This window comes from Clostridium intestinale (assembly GCF_035905475.1).
Lineage (GTDB): Bacteria > Bacillota > Clostridia > Clostridiales > Clostridiaceae > Clostridium_T > Clostridium_T intestinale.
Map to the genome: position 1 here is coordinate 3,249,178 of NZ_CP121166.1, position 16,201 is coordinate 3,265,378.

Here is a 16,201-nt window from a genome sequence, read left to right on the forward strand (position 1 = left end):
TTTACTTATTCCTCCTCATAAATAAAAATTTCTTCTATACTCATATTAAAGTACTTAGCAATCTTAAAAGCTAATATAATCGAAGGATTATATCTGCCATTCTCTAAGGAACCAATAGTTTGTCTTGATACTTCGAGTATAGTAGCCAAATCCTCTTGCTTTATCCCCCGCTTTTTTCGTATTTCCTCTAAACGATTTTTCACCCTACCACTCCTCTTAATGTTAAGTTTACTTTCCATATCTAAATACTAACACTCTCTTTCATCAATATCAAGCTTACTTTCCATTTTGTAAAATTCTATATTTACTTAAAAAATAAAATAACCATATAAATAGAGAAACACCTCTTATTAACTCAATTAATAAGAGGTGTTTCTCTTAATATACTTAACAATGTTTATTAGTTTTTTAATCTAGTTGCATTTATTTACATACAAAATACAACTATAATCTAAATATCTTATTAACCCATACTTCCTCTTAATTTACCCATTCTTATAATCCACTCATTTAGAATCTTAAGTTCTTCTGTTTTATTTTCTAATAAATCTTCTTCTGAACCTATTAGGTGCATTATGATTGGACGTGTTGTTTTAAGTAATGTATGGTAGAATTCATTATCATTTAGGTATTCAAAATCAATACCTAAGTCTAATATTTCATTTACTAATTCTAAATCCTCTGCATATTCTAATCTTGCAGATTCATCTATTATTCTTTTTGAAACTTTAGGATTAGCAAATAAAGCTGCAAATCTAAAGTCTTTTTTTATTTGAGGATAGAATTCTTTTAGTTTATCTATCCCTTCTTGTCCATACTTTTCTTTTATTTCTCTAAGACCTCTACCCATTCCTACGAATTCTGGTGGTATTCCTAGGGTATACATAGCTCCAGTGTAAGAAATAGCTCTTGGCACTGAATATTCTACGTTTAGGTCTATTGATAATAATTCATTTTTTAATTTCTCATCTTTAACCCAGTTTGCTATTTTATCTATTTCTGGAAGATCCCTTGTATAATCTAAACCAGTTTTACTCTTAGTAAGTCTATCTCTGTTTTTAGGGATAAAGTCTGATACAAAGCTTACTGTGTTTATTATTTTTAAGAAGGTTTGAAGATAATATTTTGAAAATATTCCTATGAATTCTTTCATAAGTTCTATATCTTCTTGATTAAAGTTTCTATGAACTGATTTATCTATATTATCATTTAATTTATTTACTACTTCTTTTGCTTTATCTCTTCCATGGTCATATCTTAAAGCTGATTGTAGTGTAAAAGTCTTAATACCTGAGTAAGTTTTAATCATGCTTTCAACATTATCATTAGTGAAATGTCCTCTAAATGGAAGTGAGCCGCAACCTAGGATTGGATATACTTCTACTCCATGGTCTTTTCCCCACTTATAAGCTGTATCTATTGCAAGTATTACAGATAATACTCCTGATATTAATCCATAAGACATAGCAGAATCTGAACGTGCTAGCATAAATCTTAAAGATTCAAGCTTATCTCCTTTATCTTCTGAGGTATGATAAAACTCATCAAATATTGTATCTATATTTACTAATGAAGGAACCCCTTCTACTAGTGGAATTATTCTTATACTATTTAAATCGAATTTAACATCATAGTTTTTGTTTCCAAGTTCAATAACAGAGTTTACTCTATCTTGAAATTGACAAACTTCTGCTCCAGTCTCAACCATAGGTACTACAACCTCTTTTATAGCCTGCACACCTGTGTTTTGATAAGCTTGAACATTGGTTTCTACTATTGACATTATACTCATTAATTGTCTAAATACTGATTCCTTATTCGCATTAGGAATTCTTGGCGTTATAGCTACATCCTTTCCTGGAATTATACCATTGGAGATTAATCCTAAAGCCACCTGAGAAGTTTGATGATATGGTGTTAACTTACCTTCAAAGTCAATCATTATCTCATTTATTCCGAGTCCACCTTTCTCCTGAAATGTAAGACCGTCAATTGCTTCTTGTGGTTCTTGTTGTATAGATACATAAGTATCTACGTTGTCTGGATGTTGCGTCATCATAGAACTAGGAATTTTATACATTAAATATACCCCCAAATGAATTTTTATTTACCGCCTAATTTCAATTCTAACATAAAATGTTGTAATGTAAATATATTTCTATTTACAAATGCAAGTTTTTTATTTTTCACTTGCACATCTTTTCTTTTATGTTTATTAATTAAGGCTGTTATTATCTAAAAGTGTTCCCCAATACTCTAAAGAAAAAAGAGCCTTGGAGTAATCCAAGGCTCTGTATGTACTGAATAAATATCAATAACAGTTTCCATTGAATAGCTCTCCACAAACATTATTTGTGACAATCTTATATATATTCTATATAAGACCAGTTGTATAGTCTTAAAGCATTAACTACACACTTCGGCAATGTTTCCTTTCTCTTCACTTCTCTGTGCTTAGCTCCATGAAGATACTTTTAAACCTTGCGCCTCTATCTCTAAAATATTCACTTTTATTGAATTATACATTGTAGCAAAATTTTTATCAAGAATTATTTTAGATATTTCCAGATCTTATTATGCTTATAACAAGCCAAACTCCTAATATAGCAGCTATAAAAAATCCAAATAAACCTATTACTGAGACCCCATGAAATTGCGGAGCACCATTATAATCTATTATTAGTGATGAACCTACTATCATAGCTGAGATTATCATGGAAAACACCATTCTATTCACCATTTTACTGAATCTATCCATTGATTTATCTAACTCATTTATCTGTAGGTTAATTTTTGCCCTTCCGCCTTTTACGCTATCCATAAAACTAACAGCTTTTTCAGGAAGCTCCATAGAACTTTCAATGAATTTATAAAGTTTTAATGCTATGTCTTCTTTGCTTAAATCATTTAAGAAAAATAATTTACTATCATTTCCCATTATAGCTATAACCATAGTTAATATGTCTAAATCAGGAGATAACTCTGCAATCACCCCTTCAAATATTACCATGCTTTTAGCTAATATTACTAAGTCTGTTGGCATTAAAATATTGTTTTTAGATGATATAGCCATTATTTCTTGAAGCATCCTAGATATTTTTATATTTTTTAATGAAGTACCTAAATAAACATCTAAAAACCCTTCTATATCTTCATACAAGTTACTTTTATTTATAGTTCCATTTTTTATTCCTATTGCTAATATGAAGTCAACTAGCTTATTTATATCTTTTTTAGCTAAAGCTATTATTACCTTATTAAACCATTCTCTTAGGTAAGGGCTTATTTCTCCCATTATCCCAAAATCTATAAAGCAAATTTTGTTGTCAGATACTAGAATATTACCTGGATGAGGATCCCCGTGGAAAAAACCATCCTTAAAAATATGCTTAAAATATATAGATACCAATTTTTTAGATATGTCTTCTAGTTCATAGTTATCTTGAATTAAGCTATATTTATCTGTTATCTTATACCCTTCTATTTTCTCCATAATTAAAATTCTAGCAGTTGAATATTCATCATAAACTTCTGGAACATGAAGTGGTACTACATCTCTATTATTTCTCTCAAATCTCTTTAAATTGTCTTTTTCTATCCTAAAATCTAATTCTTTTTCTGTAATGTTCTGTATTTCTTTTAAAGCTTCCATTGGATCAATTAAAGTTTCTTTAAACTTTCCTTTTGCCATTCTAGCAAGCCTCATTAAAATCCTCATGTCTTGGCTCATAAGTTCTTTTATGTTTGGTCTTTGAACTTTTATTACAACCTTTACTCCGCTTTTTAAAACTCCTTCATGAACTTGAGAAACAGATGCAGAAGCTATAGGTTCTTCATTAAATTCTAAAAAACATTCATTTATATCTCTTCCTAGTTCCTCTTGAAAAGTTCTTTTAATATCCTCTATAGGAACCTTAACCACATCATTTTGAAGCTTTTTTAATTCTTCAATATATTCTTCTGAAATAATATCTGGTCTAGTACTAAGTATCTGCCCTATTTTTATGAAAGTTGGTCCTAAATCTTCAAAAGCTTTTCTAAAGTTTTCAACCTTCTGTTTTTTATTTAGTATTTTTTCTTCAACAAAATACCCAAAACCATAATAGGTAAGTACTCTAATTATCTCTCTAAACCTATTAAAAGTACTTCTATTCAAATAAATCACTCCTGTTTCCCTGTCACTAAGCAATAATTAATAAATAGACTAAAGGGAAACCCTTTAGTCTACATTTGATCTAGTTTATTTTCTAAAAACTCTATTCTTACTTTTAGTTTATCTATCTCTTCTTTTTTAACATATCCAAGTTCTGAAATAACCTTTTCTAAACTCTCTTTATTTACTGATTTTATTTCATTAATTTTTTCTGTAGCTTTTGTAGTGAAGTTTCTTTTTAATTCTTCTGAAAGCTCTTTACCTTCATCTACAGTTAATCTGCCTTTTTCAACTAACTCATCTACAACCTCAGATGCTTTTTCATAAGTTGTAGCTACGGCACCCACTCCAGCTAACAACAATTTCTTAAGATCATTTATCATTTAAATCATCTCCCATACATTCTTATTAATATTATTATACCATTTAATTCTAATATTACTCTAATATTAATAAACACTTAATAATTAACGATTTCTGAAGAATTCTTCTATTTCACTAACTTCTTTAATCATTGCCTTAGTTAATATTTCATTTCCATCTTCAGTAACTAATATATCGTCTTCTATTCTTACGCCTATCCCCTCTTCTGCTATATAAATTCCAGGTTCTACTGTATATACCATTCCAGGTCTTAGCTCAACATTTCTTTTACCCACATCATGAGTATCTAATCCCAGGCTGTGACCTATAGAATGCCAATAGTATTTTCTTACATCTTTTTTATCGTCTATTAATCCTAAAGCTATACATTCTTCTGCAACCCAATCTGTAGCTTTAGTGTTTATGTCTCCCCAATTAACTCCTGGTTTAATCTCATCTATTACCTTTTTGTTTACTCTAAGTACAGCTTCATAAACTTGTTTTTGTCTTTCTGTAAACTTACCATTTGCAGGGAAAGTTCTTGTTATATCTGCATTATAATATTCATATTGTGAACCTAAATCAAATAATATTAAGTCTCCATCATTAATTATAGAATTATTATCAACATAGTGAAGTATTGTAGCATTAACTCCAACAGCTGCTATTGTCTTAAATGCAACGTCTGTTGCTCCTCTTCTCTTACAACTAAAATCATAATAAGCTTCAAGTTCATATTCCATCATACCCGGTTTAGAATTCTTCATTAAAGCTTCTACCCCTTCAATGGTAATATCTATAGCTTTTTGCATGTTTTCTACTTCTTCACTAGACTTTACAAGTCTAAGTTCTGCTATACTGTTGTATATATTTTTTACTGAAACTTGAGGATATTTATTCTTTAGATTTCTTGCAAACTCTTCAACTAAAGTTTCTCTTTCAGAAAAACCATCTTTTTCTAAATCAAAATATACTTTCTCTATTTCTTCTTTAAATATAAGTCCATGTATAGTTCCTTCAAATTCTTTAGTATATAGAACTTCTGTAAATCCACCTTTTTCTTTTGCTTCATTCGCTCTTATACTTTTCCCAACCCATTTTTCCATTTCTAAGTCTGGTTCTTTTACAAATAATATTGTTCTTTGCTCATCCTTCTTTTTTACCAATATTAAAGTTATTTCTTCTTCATCTATTCCAGTTAAATAATAAAAATTTCTATTAGGTGTAAAACTATATGCTTCATCAGCTGTTTTTTTAGGTGCTTTTCCTGCAAATAATATTACCGCACTATTTTCTTCCACAGCTTTAAATAAATTCTCTCTATTTTTTATAAAAACTTCTGCCTTCATAACTTATCTCCTTTGCTTCTTTAATACTTAACTTAATTATATCATACTATTCTACAAACAAAACTCTGGTTTTAACAACATTAGGAAGCGCATCTATACTTTCAAGTAAGGTTTTTGCTTTTATAGTTATATTGGATACATCCACAGTTATTGTTACATTGGCAGTTAAATTTATAGGTATATCTTGATTTATCGTAAGTATATTTCCCTTATATTCAGCTATAAGATCTAATACTCTAGATAAGGCTCCTGCTTCATGAGAAAGCAATATATTTAATATAACTTTTCTGCTATTAATAGGCTCATTCATTGGGTATATTGCATCCCTATATTTATAATAAGCACTTCTACTTATCCCAACTTTCTTAACTCCCTCAGTAATATCTTTTACTTGTTCACTGTATATAAGCTCTTTAACCTTCATAACCTTTATAAATATATCAGGCAATATCTTTCCATTTACTATATAAAACTTCTCTTCATTCACTTTATCACTCCTTTGTGTTTCTCAGAGAAATACATTTGTCCTCAATTTGTGTTTCTGCATAAATTATAACATTTGAATAATAATAATAATAGGCTAAATTAGGCCACTTTATGAAAATATACTTGTTTTTATATGGCATTCTTTGTTTTTCTTGATATCTTGTCTACTTTTTAAGTTTGAAGATGAGTTAGTATATTTTTGTGATACAATACATTCATGCCTTAGGCATTTAAGGGGGCTATTATACATAATTTCTAAAAGCATCTCAGGCATGGGGCTAAGCCCTGAGAAAAAGCTTTTAGAACCCTTATACCCATAAAACAAACAATTAATTAGTCTCTAAATAAAATTTAAGATAGAGAAAATATCCCAATGATTTTAGGATTTTCCTTATGGAATTTCCTTATTTTTTTGCCTTTTTATTAGGTTAGTATATAATAGTTAATGTTGGTTTAGAAACTGTTTTGAAAGGAGTTTTTATGAACATTAATAAAAATACTATTGGTGAAGTATTAAGACTTGCCTTACCTGCTGTAGGCGAAATGATACTTTACATGATGATATGGGTTTTCGATACCATGATGGTAGGAAGATATGGAGGAAATCTTGCTGTAAGCACTGTTGGTCTTGGTTCAGAAATAATCTCAACCTTTTCTAACATACTTATAGCTTCTGGTATATCTATAGGTATAACTTCCTTAGTTGCTAGAAATATTGGAGCAAATAAAAAAGACAAGGCTGAAGAATATGCTACCCTAGGATTTGCTTCTGGGTTAGTTATAGCTCTTATATTATCCTTAACCTTTTTCTTGTTCTCTGAGAATATTTTAAAGTTAGCCGGTGCTGATAATGAGGTTATAAATTTAGGAAAAGCTTATTTAAAGATTGCTTCTATAGGAATATTTTTCTCTATGCTTATGAACGCTTTAAATGGTGCTTTAAGAGGTTCTGGTAATACTAAAATTCCTCTTTTAGCTTCTATAATAATAAATCTTATTAATATACCTTTTGATTATCTGCTTATATTCGGAAAGTTTGGATTTCCTGAGTTAGGAGTTAAAGGAGCTGCTATTGCTACCTCTTTTGCTCAAATTGTAGGCTTTATATTCATCCTAATTTATATTTCTAAATACTCAACTATTAAACCTAGATTAAAATATATAACAGAATTTAAGTTTGAAAGATTTTCTTCACTTATAAGATTATCTATCCCATCTTCCCTTCAAGAAGGTGCTTTCAGTATAAGCAGACTTTTGAGTAATGTTTTTATAATTTCTCTTGGAACCATAGCTTTTGCTTCTAATCAAATTACAACCACTATTGAATCTATAAGTTTTATGCCGGGTTGGGGGTTTGCTGTTGCTGCTACAACTTTAGTAGGTCATAAGGTAGGACAAGGCGATTATAAAAAAGCTAGAGAATATGCTAATACCTCTATTTTTCTAGGTGTTATAGTTATGCTATTTTGCTCAATTTTATTTTTAGTAATCCCAAATCTATTAATACGACTTTTTATAACTCCTTCTGAAACCGAGGTTATAAAATTAGGTACTTATTGTTTAATGATAGCAGCTATAGAACAACCTTTTATGGCAATATCTATGATTGTTGGTGGTAGCTTAAAAGGGCTTGGAGATACAAAAACTCCCTTTAAGGTTGCATTGTTCTCTTCATGGATAATACGACTTCCTTTAATGTTTATAGTTATTTATACACTTAAACTATCAGTTGTTTATGTTTGGATTATAACAACTCTTCAATGGATAATAGACGGATCATTGGTTTACTTATTATATAGGAAAAAATTTAAAAAAGTGGCTCAAAAATAAATAGGCAGCTTTAAGATTTTTATTCTTAAAGCTGCTTCTTTATATTAATAATCATTACTCTTTGCCTTTTTTACTTTTTACTACAAAGTTATATACAATGGATATTAGGATACCGCTGACCCCTCCTAATGAAAATCCTAGAGGAACATTGCTTATAACTGCTCCTAATACTACTCCTATACCTGATCCAAAGGCTATTCCATAACTTATTCTTGTGATATCATCATCTGTAGAGTTCAACTTATCCCTTTCCATTTCCCTCTCCTCTTTTTTTATTCCTTCATATATATAGACGATTAAAGTCTCATAAAAGTTCTCTTTTTATTCAAGTTTTTCAACTTTTTTTGTAGCCTTGCTTATTAGAAGTTTATAACTTACCCCTATTAATATTATTAAGTATATTAAAATACCTAATATACCAATCACATTAGAAATTAAATTACAAGCAACAAAAATTACTAAGCCTAAAATTCCTATAACAATACCTATTCCCATAACCTTTAAGGAATTTAAGTTGTTTTTAACTGCCTGCTGCTCATTTTCCCAATAAAGTTTAGGACTATAGCTGTCTACTATAACTCCAATAATACTTATTAAAGTTATTACAACCTCACCCATTAATAGTGATAATAGAATTACATACACATCTACTTTAAACACTACTAGCGCTACACTACATATTATATTTGTAACACTGCTTAAAAGTATGCCTACAATAACCTTAGCAAACAACTTAACTCTTGTATCTGTAGGTAGATATTTTATTATAAGAAGTTCTCTACCCTCTCTAGATATTGAAGTTGCAGCTATTGAATTTGCACTTACTGAAAAAGCTAAAAACGCCATGTATATTCCTACTATTATAATTTTGTTATCTAAGCTATTTATAAAGTTAGAAACTTGGTATATTCCTTCAGAGCCTGTACTTAACATTGGAATAACGAATATAATTATAGGTAGTATCAATGTTGATATACAATTAACTACATAGGACGGAGTTCTAAATAATATTTTTATTTCTCTCATAATCCAAGCTTTAAGAGCAGAGTTTTGTTTTATAAGACTTTTTTGCTCCTCATTAGTTAACTTCTTTTTAGTTGAAGAGGATTCTGATAATCCAACTACTCCCTTTATATAAACTTTTTCTGCTAAAACATATAGTACTATCATTACTAAAGAAACAATTAAAATCAGTAGTCCTAAATTAATAAATCCTTTAGATGTTCCACTTTCACTTAAAGCATAAGCAGAAACTTTAGTGTTTATAAATACTGTATTCATTTTGTCTAAAAGAGACCCTTGCCCAAATATTTCTTGAATATCTTGAGCATTATCTATAGTCATTGCACCATTTCCTATCCTCTGACCTAAGAAATTAATTCCAAGACCTAAAAACAATCCAATTAAACCTGTAACTACCTTAAATGCATCCTTATATTTAGAAAGATTCGTAAATCTCATCAATATAAAACTCAATATAACTCCATAAGCTATAGGAATAACTGGAATAGTAATATAGACTATTAATGCGGTTATGTAATAAAATATACCGCTACCAGATAATACACCATAAGCTATAAGTGCTGGAATTATAACTGACAATATTATATATTCATAAACTAGTAAGGTTAGAAATTTTCCTATGACTATATGAGATGCTTTTATGGGTAATGGAAGTATCCATTCTATATCATTATTAAAATAAAATATGCTCATTACTCCAGCTATCCCAAATAAAAATATAATTGTGGAAGCTCCATTAAACAAGGTTCCTAAAATTAGCTCACTTTGATTAAAGTGGTCTAATACTCCATAGCTTACTGTTACAAAAAGAGTAATTGGAACAGCAAGCATTATAAGAATAAATCCCATGGCTACTATAGTTAATGCCTTTTGTCCACCTGACTTTACATTAGATGTTAAACTCTCATAGAAACTTCTTAAAAAAAACTTGGTTATAGTAACTAATTTATTCATTTTCAGTCATCTCCAAGAACATTTTTTCTAAGGATTCATCTACCTTAAATTGATTTTTTATTTCTTCGAGAGTTCCACAAAATAATAATTTTCCTTTATTTATAATAGCTACTCTATCACATAATTTTTCTGCTACATCTAAAACATGAGTTGAAAAGAATACTGTTTTTCCCTCTTCAACATGTTCCTTCATCATTTCCTTAAGTATATATGCTGATTTTGGATCTAAACCAGTCATAGGCTCATCTAATATCCAAACATCTGGTTTATGAAGAAGTGCTCCCATTAACACTATTTTTTGTCTCATTCCATGAGAGTAACTTTGTATCTTATCCCTTAAAGCAGTTTCCATAGAAAACCTTGTTGCTAATTCAGAAATTACTTTTTTTCTCTCATCTGCAGAAACATCATAAACATCTCCAATAAAGTTTAGATATTCTATTCCCTTCATTCTTAAAAACATATCTGGATTATCTGGAACATATCCAAACTGTTTTTTATAAAGTATAGGATCTTTAGTTATGCTTATTCCATTTATTAAAATCTCACCTTTTGTAGCCTCAGCTATGCCTGTAAGCATCTTTATCGTAGTTGTTTTTCCTGCTCCATTTGGTCCTAAGAAACCAAATATTTCTCCATTGTTAATGGTAAGTGATATGTCATCCACGGCATTAACTCTACCATTATAACTTTTAGTTGCATTGATTATTTCTATCACCCTAATCACCTCATAATTATAAAATTATTAAATATTATCCGTAATCTTATAATAAGGTAATCTATACCTTTTGTCAATAATTTTACAGTATTATTTTTACAACTATTAAAGCCATAATTATAGCAGTCATATCTGCCATAACCGCTGCCCATAGAGTATGTCTTATCTTTTTTATTTTTACAGCTCCAAAATATACTGTAATTGTATAGAAAATTGTCTCTGTTGTTCCCATAATTACAGAAGAGACCAAACCTATATAATTGTCTACACCATAGGTTTTAAGAATATCTGTAAATACTCCTATAGCTCCACTTCCTGAAAGAGGCTTAATTAGGATTAAAGGGAGTATCTCTTTAGGTAATCCTATTAATACTGTTATCGGAGATAATAAAAAATTCAATATATCTATTAGTCCTGCTTCTCTAAATATTTTTACTCCTACTACCATAGCTAAAAGGTATGGAAATATCCTAATACATACACTTAAGCCATCCTTTGCCCCTTCTACAAACCACTCGTAAACTTTTCTATCTTTAATCATTCCATAAGTTATTATAATAAATAATATTATAGGTATTATACTCAAACTTAAATATCTCAGCATGACTCCTCCTAAAAATATCTCTGTAATATTTTACAGCATATTATTCCTACCAATGCTGCGCTGCCAGTTGCTATCATTGCAGGAATTATTATAATTGCTGGGTTCTCTGAATTAAGTGATGCCCTTATTGATATGATTGTTGATGGTACTAACTGTATACAAGCAGCATTTAATACTAAAAACAATGCCATATCATTGGAGGCTCTACTTTTATCTTTATTTAATCTTTGCATTTCCTCCATAGCTTTTATTCCAAAAGGAGTAGCTGCATTAGATAACCCAAACATATTTGCAGTAATATTCATAACAATAGCTCCAAGAGCTTTTTCATCTTTGGAGGCTTCCTTAAAAATTATTCTCAAAAATGGTTTCATAACTTTAGCTAATTTTTCTGTTAATCCACTTTTTTCGGCAACTTTCATTACTCCACACCAAAAACACATCATTCCTACTAGTCCAACAACTATTTCTACTGAGGATGCTGATGAGTCCACTATCCCCTTACTTATATCTGCACCTTTTCCTGTCACCATTCCAACTATTATTCCTAAGGCTATCATAAAGAACCATATATAATTTATCATTTTGTACTCCTTTCTACTAATTCTGGACATAATAATCTATATGCACCTTAGTTGTTTTATAGAATAATTTCTTGAAGCACTTATTAATACGTGATAGGATAAAATTGCAGATATATTTAATTATTAATATTAACCCAAAGAAAAAAAGGAGATTTCAAATGGAAGAAAGCAAACTAAAATTAGCTCAACATGAAGTTGACGAAGCTTTAAGAACTGTAGAAGATATAGAAAAAGTTATTGATGACAATAACTCAAAAGATGTACTAAAAGAAAAGTTTATGACTCTTTCCCAAAAAGTTCAAGAACTTGAGGATATATTAAAAACTGAAGGAATTCTTTAGTTTAGTTGAGAGTTGAAAATTGACAATTTACAGTGAATAACAAATTCAGTAAAATTGAATTTGTTATAATATTGTTCCTCAATTGTCAATTGCACTTTGTCAATTTTCAATCATCTTAAACTTCATAATTGTGTCCAAACTTTTTTAGATGTTCTAAATAAACTTTATAATTAGGTATTATATTGGAGACCTCTCTCCAAAATTTTTCTGAATGATTCATTTCTTTTAAATGACATAATTCATGAACAATCACATACCCTATAACCTCCTTAGGTGCCATGATAAGTTTATAACTCAAATTAATATTTCTTTTTGAGGAACAGCTTCCCCATCTAGTTTTTACATCTTTAACTCTTACACTGTTTACTGTAAAGTTGTATTTCTCAGCCATTTCAATTGTCAGCCTTATTAGATACTCTTTGGCTATTTTTTTATACCATTTTTTATTAATTCTCTTACTTCATCTTGATTGTGATTAGGATTCATAGATAAATAGACTCTTTCCCCATCATATTTTAAACTTATTTCCTCTTCTTTTTTCTCAATTATAGTTATAGGAACTTTTTCACCTAAAATATACAACCAACCTCTTTCTAGTATGGATGGTCCCCTAAGCTTTGCTAGTTTGTCTATAAGTTTTTCTATTTGTTTTATATTTGAATTAATTATAGCTTCTGCTTCCTTATTGCTAATTCTATAAGGAGAATATATGATTACTTCTTTTTCTGAGGCTATTTTTACTCTTACTGTTTTTCTTCTCTTACTTACAATTACCTTATAATTAAAATTCATTTTAAAATTTCTCTCCAAAATATTTTTATAAAAAAATCGCTAAGGCGACTATGAGCCGTCGATTTTTTTTGCGCATCTGCCTTTCCAAACGCATGTGAGGAAAGCTGGCAGGCGCTCAATTTTCTTGTTTTTTATTCTTTAGGAGTAGTTCATTTATAGTAAATGAATTTCATGAAGCTGTAAAAAGCTTCTACAGCAATAATGTGTATAATTTCCTAAAGAATAAAAAGGAGCCCCAAACTTTTGGAACTCCTAAATGCTATTTACAGCTATCTCTTTCAATTAACTCATGTTCTAAAACATAATGTCCTTGTTCTAGTTCTTTTTGATTTATAAGCTTAATAAGCATTCTCATAGCTACTGATCCCATATCATACATAGGTTGAGCTATTGTTGTTATCTTAGGATAGAAAACAGCTGATGAGTAGATATTATTAAAGCCCATAACTTTAACGTCTTCTGGAACGCTTATTCCCTTATCTCTTAAAGCATTTATAGCACCCATAGCTACTTCATCTGAACCACATATTATTCCATCTATAGATTCACCAGAAGAAACTATAGCCTCTACGCCTTCACTACCAGTTTTAACTTTTAATGGACCAAAGAATGTTCTCTTAGGATCTATTTCAAATCCTGATTCTTTCATAGCTTTTTCATAACCATTAAATCTCTCTGCCCAAGCATTTAATTCTTCTTTTTCTATTCCTATATAAGCTATCTTTTTTAACCCTTTATCTAATAGATATCTAGTCGCTTCATAAGTTGCCTTTTCGTTATCTATAGTAACACTTGGTAACTTACTTTCCTTATCTTTAGTTTCAATTAACACTGTTTTTACGTCTAATTCATTTATTAATCCTAAAATTTCATCTTGTAGAGAAGAGCTCATGTATAAAACTCCATCTACCATTTTTTCTTTTAGAACTCTTAAATATTCTTTTTCTTTTTCTACATCAAAGTCAGAATTACATAACATAACATTATAATCATAAATATTAGCTACATCTTCTGCTCCTCTAACCACTTCAGGATAGAACTGATTAGATATATCTGGTATAAGTATACCTATTGTCTTTGTTCTTTGAGTTTTTAAACTTCTTGCAACTATATTAGGTCTATAGCCTAATTTCTTAATCGCATCTACAACTTTCTTTTTTGTTTCCTCATTTACAACATCGATGTCATTCAAAACTCTTGAAACTGTTGCTATTGAAACTCCCGCTTCTCTTGCAACGTCTTTAATAGAAGTCGCCATAACTAAATCACTCCCGCTTATCACAATATTTTTTATATTTATTTCCACTTGGTACTTTACTAAGTTCAGCTCTTATTATATTTTAAACACTTTTATTAAATTAATCCGTACTAAACGTTTTCCTCCCTTAATTATACGAAAGTTTAATAAAGTTTTCAATTATTTTCATAAGCTAATTACCATTTTATCAATTATAAAATTAAAATCAACCCTAAATGACAAATTTAGGGCTGATTTCTACTATTTTTTATATAATTTAACAAATTAATTAAATACACCTATACTATTTAAGAAAATAACTGTAATTAATATAGGAATTATATATCTTAAACATACTCTAAGGTATGGTAGATACTTAACATTTTTATTTAGCTGTCCGTAATTTGTAAGTTCTTGTTTAAAGCTGTCTTTTTTAATAAAGTATCCTATAAATATCGCTGTTAATAATGCAGCAAACGGCATCATAACATTATCTGTTAGGAAACCAAATAAATCAAAGAAATTTTTGTTTCCAATAAGTACAGCTCCAAATATACTCTTAGGATGTACTGTAATAGCACCTATTATAAATATTATTGTTGAAGTTATTCCTACAGATTTAATTCTGCTCATATTAAATTCTTCCATGAACATTCTTACAGGTGCTTCTACTAGAGAAATCATAGCTGTAGTTGCTGCTATAGCTGTCAATAAGAAGAAAATAGCCAAGAGTCCATTCCCAAAAGGTAATTGTGCAAATGCTAGTGGTATACTTTTAAATAATAAACTTGGACCTGAACTTGGACTTATCCCAAATTCAAAAACTACTGGAAATATAGCTACTCCTGCCATTAATGATATTACCGTATCAGATATTGCTACTTTAACTGAGTTACCCATTAAGTTTGTATCTTTTTTATAATAGTTTGAGTAAACAATTAATATTCCCATAGCTAAAGCTAGCTTAAAAAATGCTAACCCTAAAGCTGTAAGTAACGTTCCAGCTGTTACTTTAGAAAAGTCTGGAGTAAACAGAAAACTTAATCCTTCTCCAGCTTTAGATAAAGTTAATGATCTTATATCACAAAGAAGTATAAGAAGTAGAAATAATGGCATTAATACTTTTGTGACCTTCTCTATTCCATTTTTAACTCCCGCTACTAATACTATAGATACGACAACTAAAACAACTAATTGCCATATCATAGGAGTATATGTACCATTAACACTATTGTTAAATGTGTCTGAAGTAAACCTTACAGCTTCTTCTCCCGTAAGATTTTTAAGTGGTGAGAAGTCACCCTTTATTGCCTTAAATAAATATTCATAAACCCATCCAGCAACTGCTGAATAATAAAACATTATAAATGCTGCTGTTGTAACTCCCAGCCATCCTATAAGTTTAAAGATTCCACTTTTTCTTATCTTATTTAGAAAGTTAAACTTAAAATTATGATAATTACTTTCTTCTATGGCCCCAATTGATCCAAAAGGATTTCTTTTAGTACTTCTTCCAATATAAAACTCACTTAACATCAAAGGAATTCCTAATAATAATACAAATATAAAATATATAAGTATAAATGCCGCTCCCCCATTAGCCCCAGTTACATAAGGAAACTTCCATATATTCCCCAATCCAATAGCCCCACTTAGTGTAGCAAAGAAAACTCCTAAAGACGAGGAGAATCCTTCCTTTTTACCTTTGTTTTCCATAATTTCACCTCAGCGCAAAATATTATATACATTCAATAAGCAATATACCCT

The 16,201-nt window shown here is 29.6% G+C and carries 15 protein-coding genes, 1 pseudogene and 1 riboswitch; of the genes and pseudogenes, 2 read left to right on the forward strand and 14 right to left on the reverse strand.

Annotated features, from left to right (window positions below):
* Positions 1-5: 5 nt before the first annotated feature.
* The 6 genes from P8F83_RS16725 to P8F83_RS16750 form a co-directional block, all read right to left on the reverse strand.
* The gene (locus P8F83_RS16725; RefSeq protein WP_315110158.1) at positions 6-203 is read right to left on the reverse strand and encodes a helix-turn-helix transcriptional regulator; all 198 of its coding nucleotides are present in this window, start codon (positions 201-203) and stop codon (positions 6-8) included.
* 260 nt (positions 204-463) lie between these two features.
* The gene (gene ppcA / locus P8F83_RS16730) at positions 464-2,080 is read right to left on the reverse strand and encodes a phosphoenolpyruvate carboxylase (RefSeq protein ID WP_326511948.1); all 1,617 of its coding nucleotides are present in this window, start codon (positions 2,078-2,080) and stop codon (positions 464-466) included.
* Positions 2,081-2,324: 244 nt separating this feature from the next.
* A riboswitch (Lysine riboswitch) is annotated at positions 2,325-2,500 on the reverse strand.
* 54 nt (positions 2,501-2,554) lie between these two features.
* Positions 2,555-4,156, reverse strand: a complete 1,602-nt coding sequence (locus P8F83_RS16735; RefSeq protein ID WP_326511949.1) for an ABC1 kinase family protein — start codon at positions 4,154-4,156, stop codon at positions 2,555-2,557.
* Positions 4,157-4,224: 68 nt separating this feature from the next.
* On the reverse strand, positions 4,225-4,536 hold the full coding sequence (locus P8F83_RS16740) for a phasin family protein (RefSeq protein WP_073020364.1): 312 nt from the start codon (positions 4,534-4,536) through the stop codon (positions 4,225-4,227).
* Positions 4,537-4,620: 84 nt separating this feature from the next.
* On the reverse strand, positions 4,621-5,865 hold the full coding sequence (locus P8F83_RS16745) for an aminopeptidase P family protein (protein ID WP_326511950.1): 1,245 nt from the start codon (positions 5,863-5,865) through the stop codon (positions 4,621-4,623).
* A gap of 46 nt (positions 5,866-5,911) precedes the next feature.
* Positions 5,912-6,352, reverse strand: a complete 441-nt coding sequence (locus tag P8F83_RS16750; protein WP_073020360.1) for an ACT domain-containing protein — start codon at positions 6,350-6,352, stop codon at positions 5,912-5,914.
* A gap of 479 nt (positions 6,353-6,831) precedes the next feature.
* On the opposite strand from P8F83_RS16750, the gene P8F83_RS16755 reads away from it, so the two are divergent.
* Positions 6,832-8,181 (forward strand): MATE family efflux transporter, encoded by a 1,350-nt coding sequence (locus P8F83_RS16755; protein WP_326511951.1) that lies wholly within the window; start codon positions 6,832-6,834, stop codon positions 8,179-8,181.
* Positions 8,182-8,235: 54 nt separating this feature from the next.
* Here the strand turns inward: P8F83_RS16755 and P8F83_RS16760 are convergent, their stop codons facing one another.
* The 5 genes from P8F83_RS16760 to P8F83_RS16780 all read right to left on the reverse strand — a co-directional run bounded on the left by P8F83_RS16760 (position 8,236) and on the right by P8F83_RS16780 (position 12,064).
* Complete coding sequence (locus tag P8F83_RS16760) at positions 8,236-8,436, reverse strand: hypothetical protein (RefSeq protein ID WP_315110153.1); 201 nt, start codon at positions 8,434-8,436, stop codon at positions 8,236-8,238.
* A gap of 66 nt (positions 8,437-8,502) precedes the next feature.
* Positions 8,503-10,158, reverse strand: coding sequence for a putative ABC transporter permease subunit (locus tag P8F83_RS16765; protein ID WP_326511952.1), 1,656 nt, complete (start codon positions 10,156-10,158; stop codon positions 8,503-8,505).
* The gene (locus P8F83_RS16770) at positions 10,151-10,876 is read right to left on the reverse strand and encodes an ABC transporter ATP-binding protein (RefSeq protein WP_326511953.1); all 726 of its coding nucleotides are present in this window, start codon (positions 10,874-10,876) and stop codon (positions 10,151-10,153) included. Before P8F83_RS16770 ends, P8F83_RS16765 begins: the two co-directional genes overlap by 8 nt.
* An 82-nt stretch (positions 10,877-10,958) precedes the next feature.
* Complete coding sequence (locus tag P8F83_RS16775; protein ID WP_073020349.1) at positions 10,959-11,480, reverse strand: spore maturation protein; 522 nt, start codon at positions 11,478-11,480, stop codon at positions 10,959-10,961.
* An 8-nt stretch (positions 11,481-11,488) separates the two neighbouring features.
* Positions 11,489-12,064 carry a nucleoside recognition domain-containing protein gene (locus P8F83_RS16780; RefSeq protein ID WP_238903290.1) on the reverse strand — a complete coding sequence of 192 codons (576 nt, stop codon included), beginning with the start codon at positions 12,062-12,064 and terminating at the stop codon, positions 11,489-11,491.
* 158 nt (positions 12,065-12,222) lie between these two features.
* Here P8F83_RS16780 and P8F83_RS16785 point away from each other — a divergent pair, with 158 nt between their 5' ends.
* On the forward strand, positions 12,223-12,405 hold the full coding sequence (locus tag P8F83_RS16785; RefSeq protein ID WP_238903291.1) for a hypothetical protein: 183 nt from the start codon (positions 12,223-12,225) through the stop codon (positions 12,403-12,405).
* A 115-nt stretch (positions 12,406-12,520) separates the two neighbouring features.
* Here P8F83_RS16785 and P8F83_RS23580 read toward each other — a convergent pair.
* The 3 genes and pseudogenes from P8F83_RS23580 to P8F83_RS16805 all read right to left on the reverse strand — a co-directional run bounded on the left by P8F83_RS23580 (position 12,521) and on the right by P8F83_RS16805 (position 16,150).
* Positions 12,521-13,197 (reverse strand): annotated as a pseudogene (locus P8F83_RS23580) (M48 family metallopeptidase).
* A gap of 259 nt (positions 13,198-13,456) precedes the next feature.
* Entirely contained in the window at positions 13,457-14,455 is a 999-nt protein-coding gene (locus P8F83_RS16800; RefSeq protein WP_238903293.1) for a LacI family DNA-binding transcriptional regulator, read from the reverse strand.
* A gap of 264 nt (positions 14,456-14,719) precedes the next feature.
* The gene (locus tag P8F83_RS16805) at positions 14,720-16,150 is read right to left on the reverse strand and encodes a sodium-dependent transporter (protein WP_315110147.1); all 1,431 of its coding nucleotides are present in this window, start codon (positions 16,148-16,150) and stop codon (positions 14,720-14,722) included.
* Positions 16,151-16,201: the final 51 nt, after the last annotated feature.

What these genes read in the sequence shown, in the direction of transcription:
- ppcA (WP_326511948.1), bottom strand. Translation starts at nt 2,080, where the DNA reads ATGTATAAAATTCCTAGTTCTATGATGACGCAACATCCAGACAACGTA.
- P8F83_RS16740 (WP_073020364.1), bottom strand. Translation starts at nt 4,536, where the DNA reads ATGATAAATGATCTTAAGAAATTGTTGTTAGCTGGAGTGGGTGCCGTA.
- P8F83_RS16745 (WP_326511950.1), bottom strand. Translation starts at nt 5,865, where the DNA reads ATGAAGGCAGAAGTTTTTATAAAAAATAGAGAGAATTTATTTAAAGCT.
- P8F83_RS16755 (WP_326511951.1), top strand. Translation starts at nt 6,832, where the DNA reads ATGAACATTAATAAAAATACTATTGGTGAAGTATTAAGACTTGCCTTA.
- P8F83_RS16760 (WP_315110153.1), bottom strand. Translation starts at nt 8,436, where the DNA reads ATGGAAAGGGATAAGTTGAACTCTACAGATGATGATATCACAAGAATA.
- P8F83_RS16765 (WP_326511952.1), bottom strand. Translation starts at nt 10,158, where the DNA reads ATGAATAAATTAGTTACTATAACCAAGTTTTTTTTAAGAAGTTTCTAT.
- P8F83_RS16775 (WP_073020349.1), bottom strand. Translation starts at nt 11,480, where the DNA reads ATGCTGAGATATTTAAGTTTGAGTATAATACCTATAATATTATTTATT.
- P8F83_RS16780 (WP_238903290.1), bottom strand. Translation starts at nt 12,064, where the DNA reads ATGATAAATTATATATGGTTCTTTATGATAGCCTTAGGAATAATAGTT.
- P8F83_RS16785 (WP_238903291.1), top strand. Translation starts at nt 12,223, where the DNA reads ATGGAAGAAAGCAAACTAAAATTAGCTCAACATGAAGTTGACGAAGCT.
- P8F83_RS16800 (WP_238903293.1), bottom strand. Translation starts at nt 14,455, where the DNA reads ATGGCGACTTCTATTAAAGACGTTGCAAGAGAAGCGGGAGTTTCAATA.
- P8F83_RS16805 (WP_315110147.1), bottom strand. Translation starts at nt 16,150, where the DNA reads ATGGAAAACAAAGGTAAAAAGGAAGGATTCTCCTCGTCTTTAGGAGTT.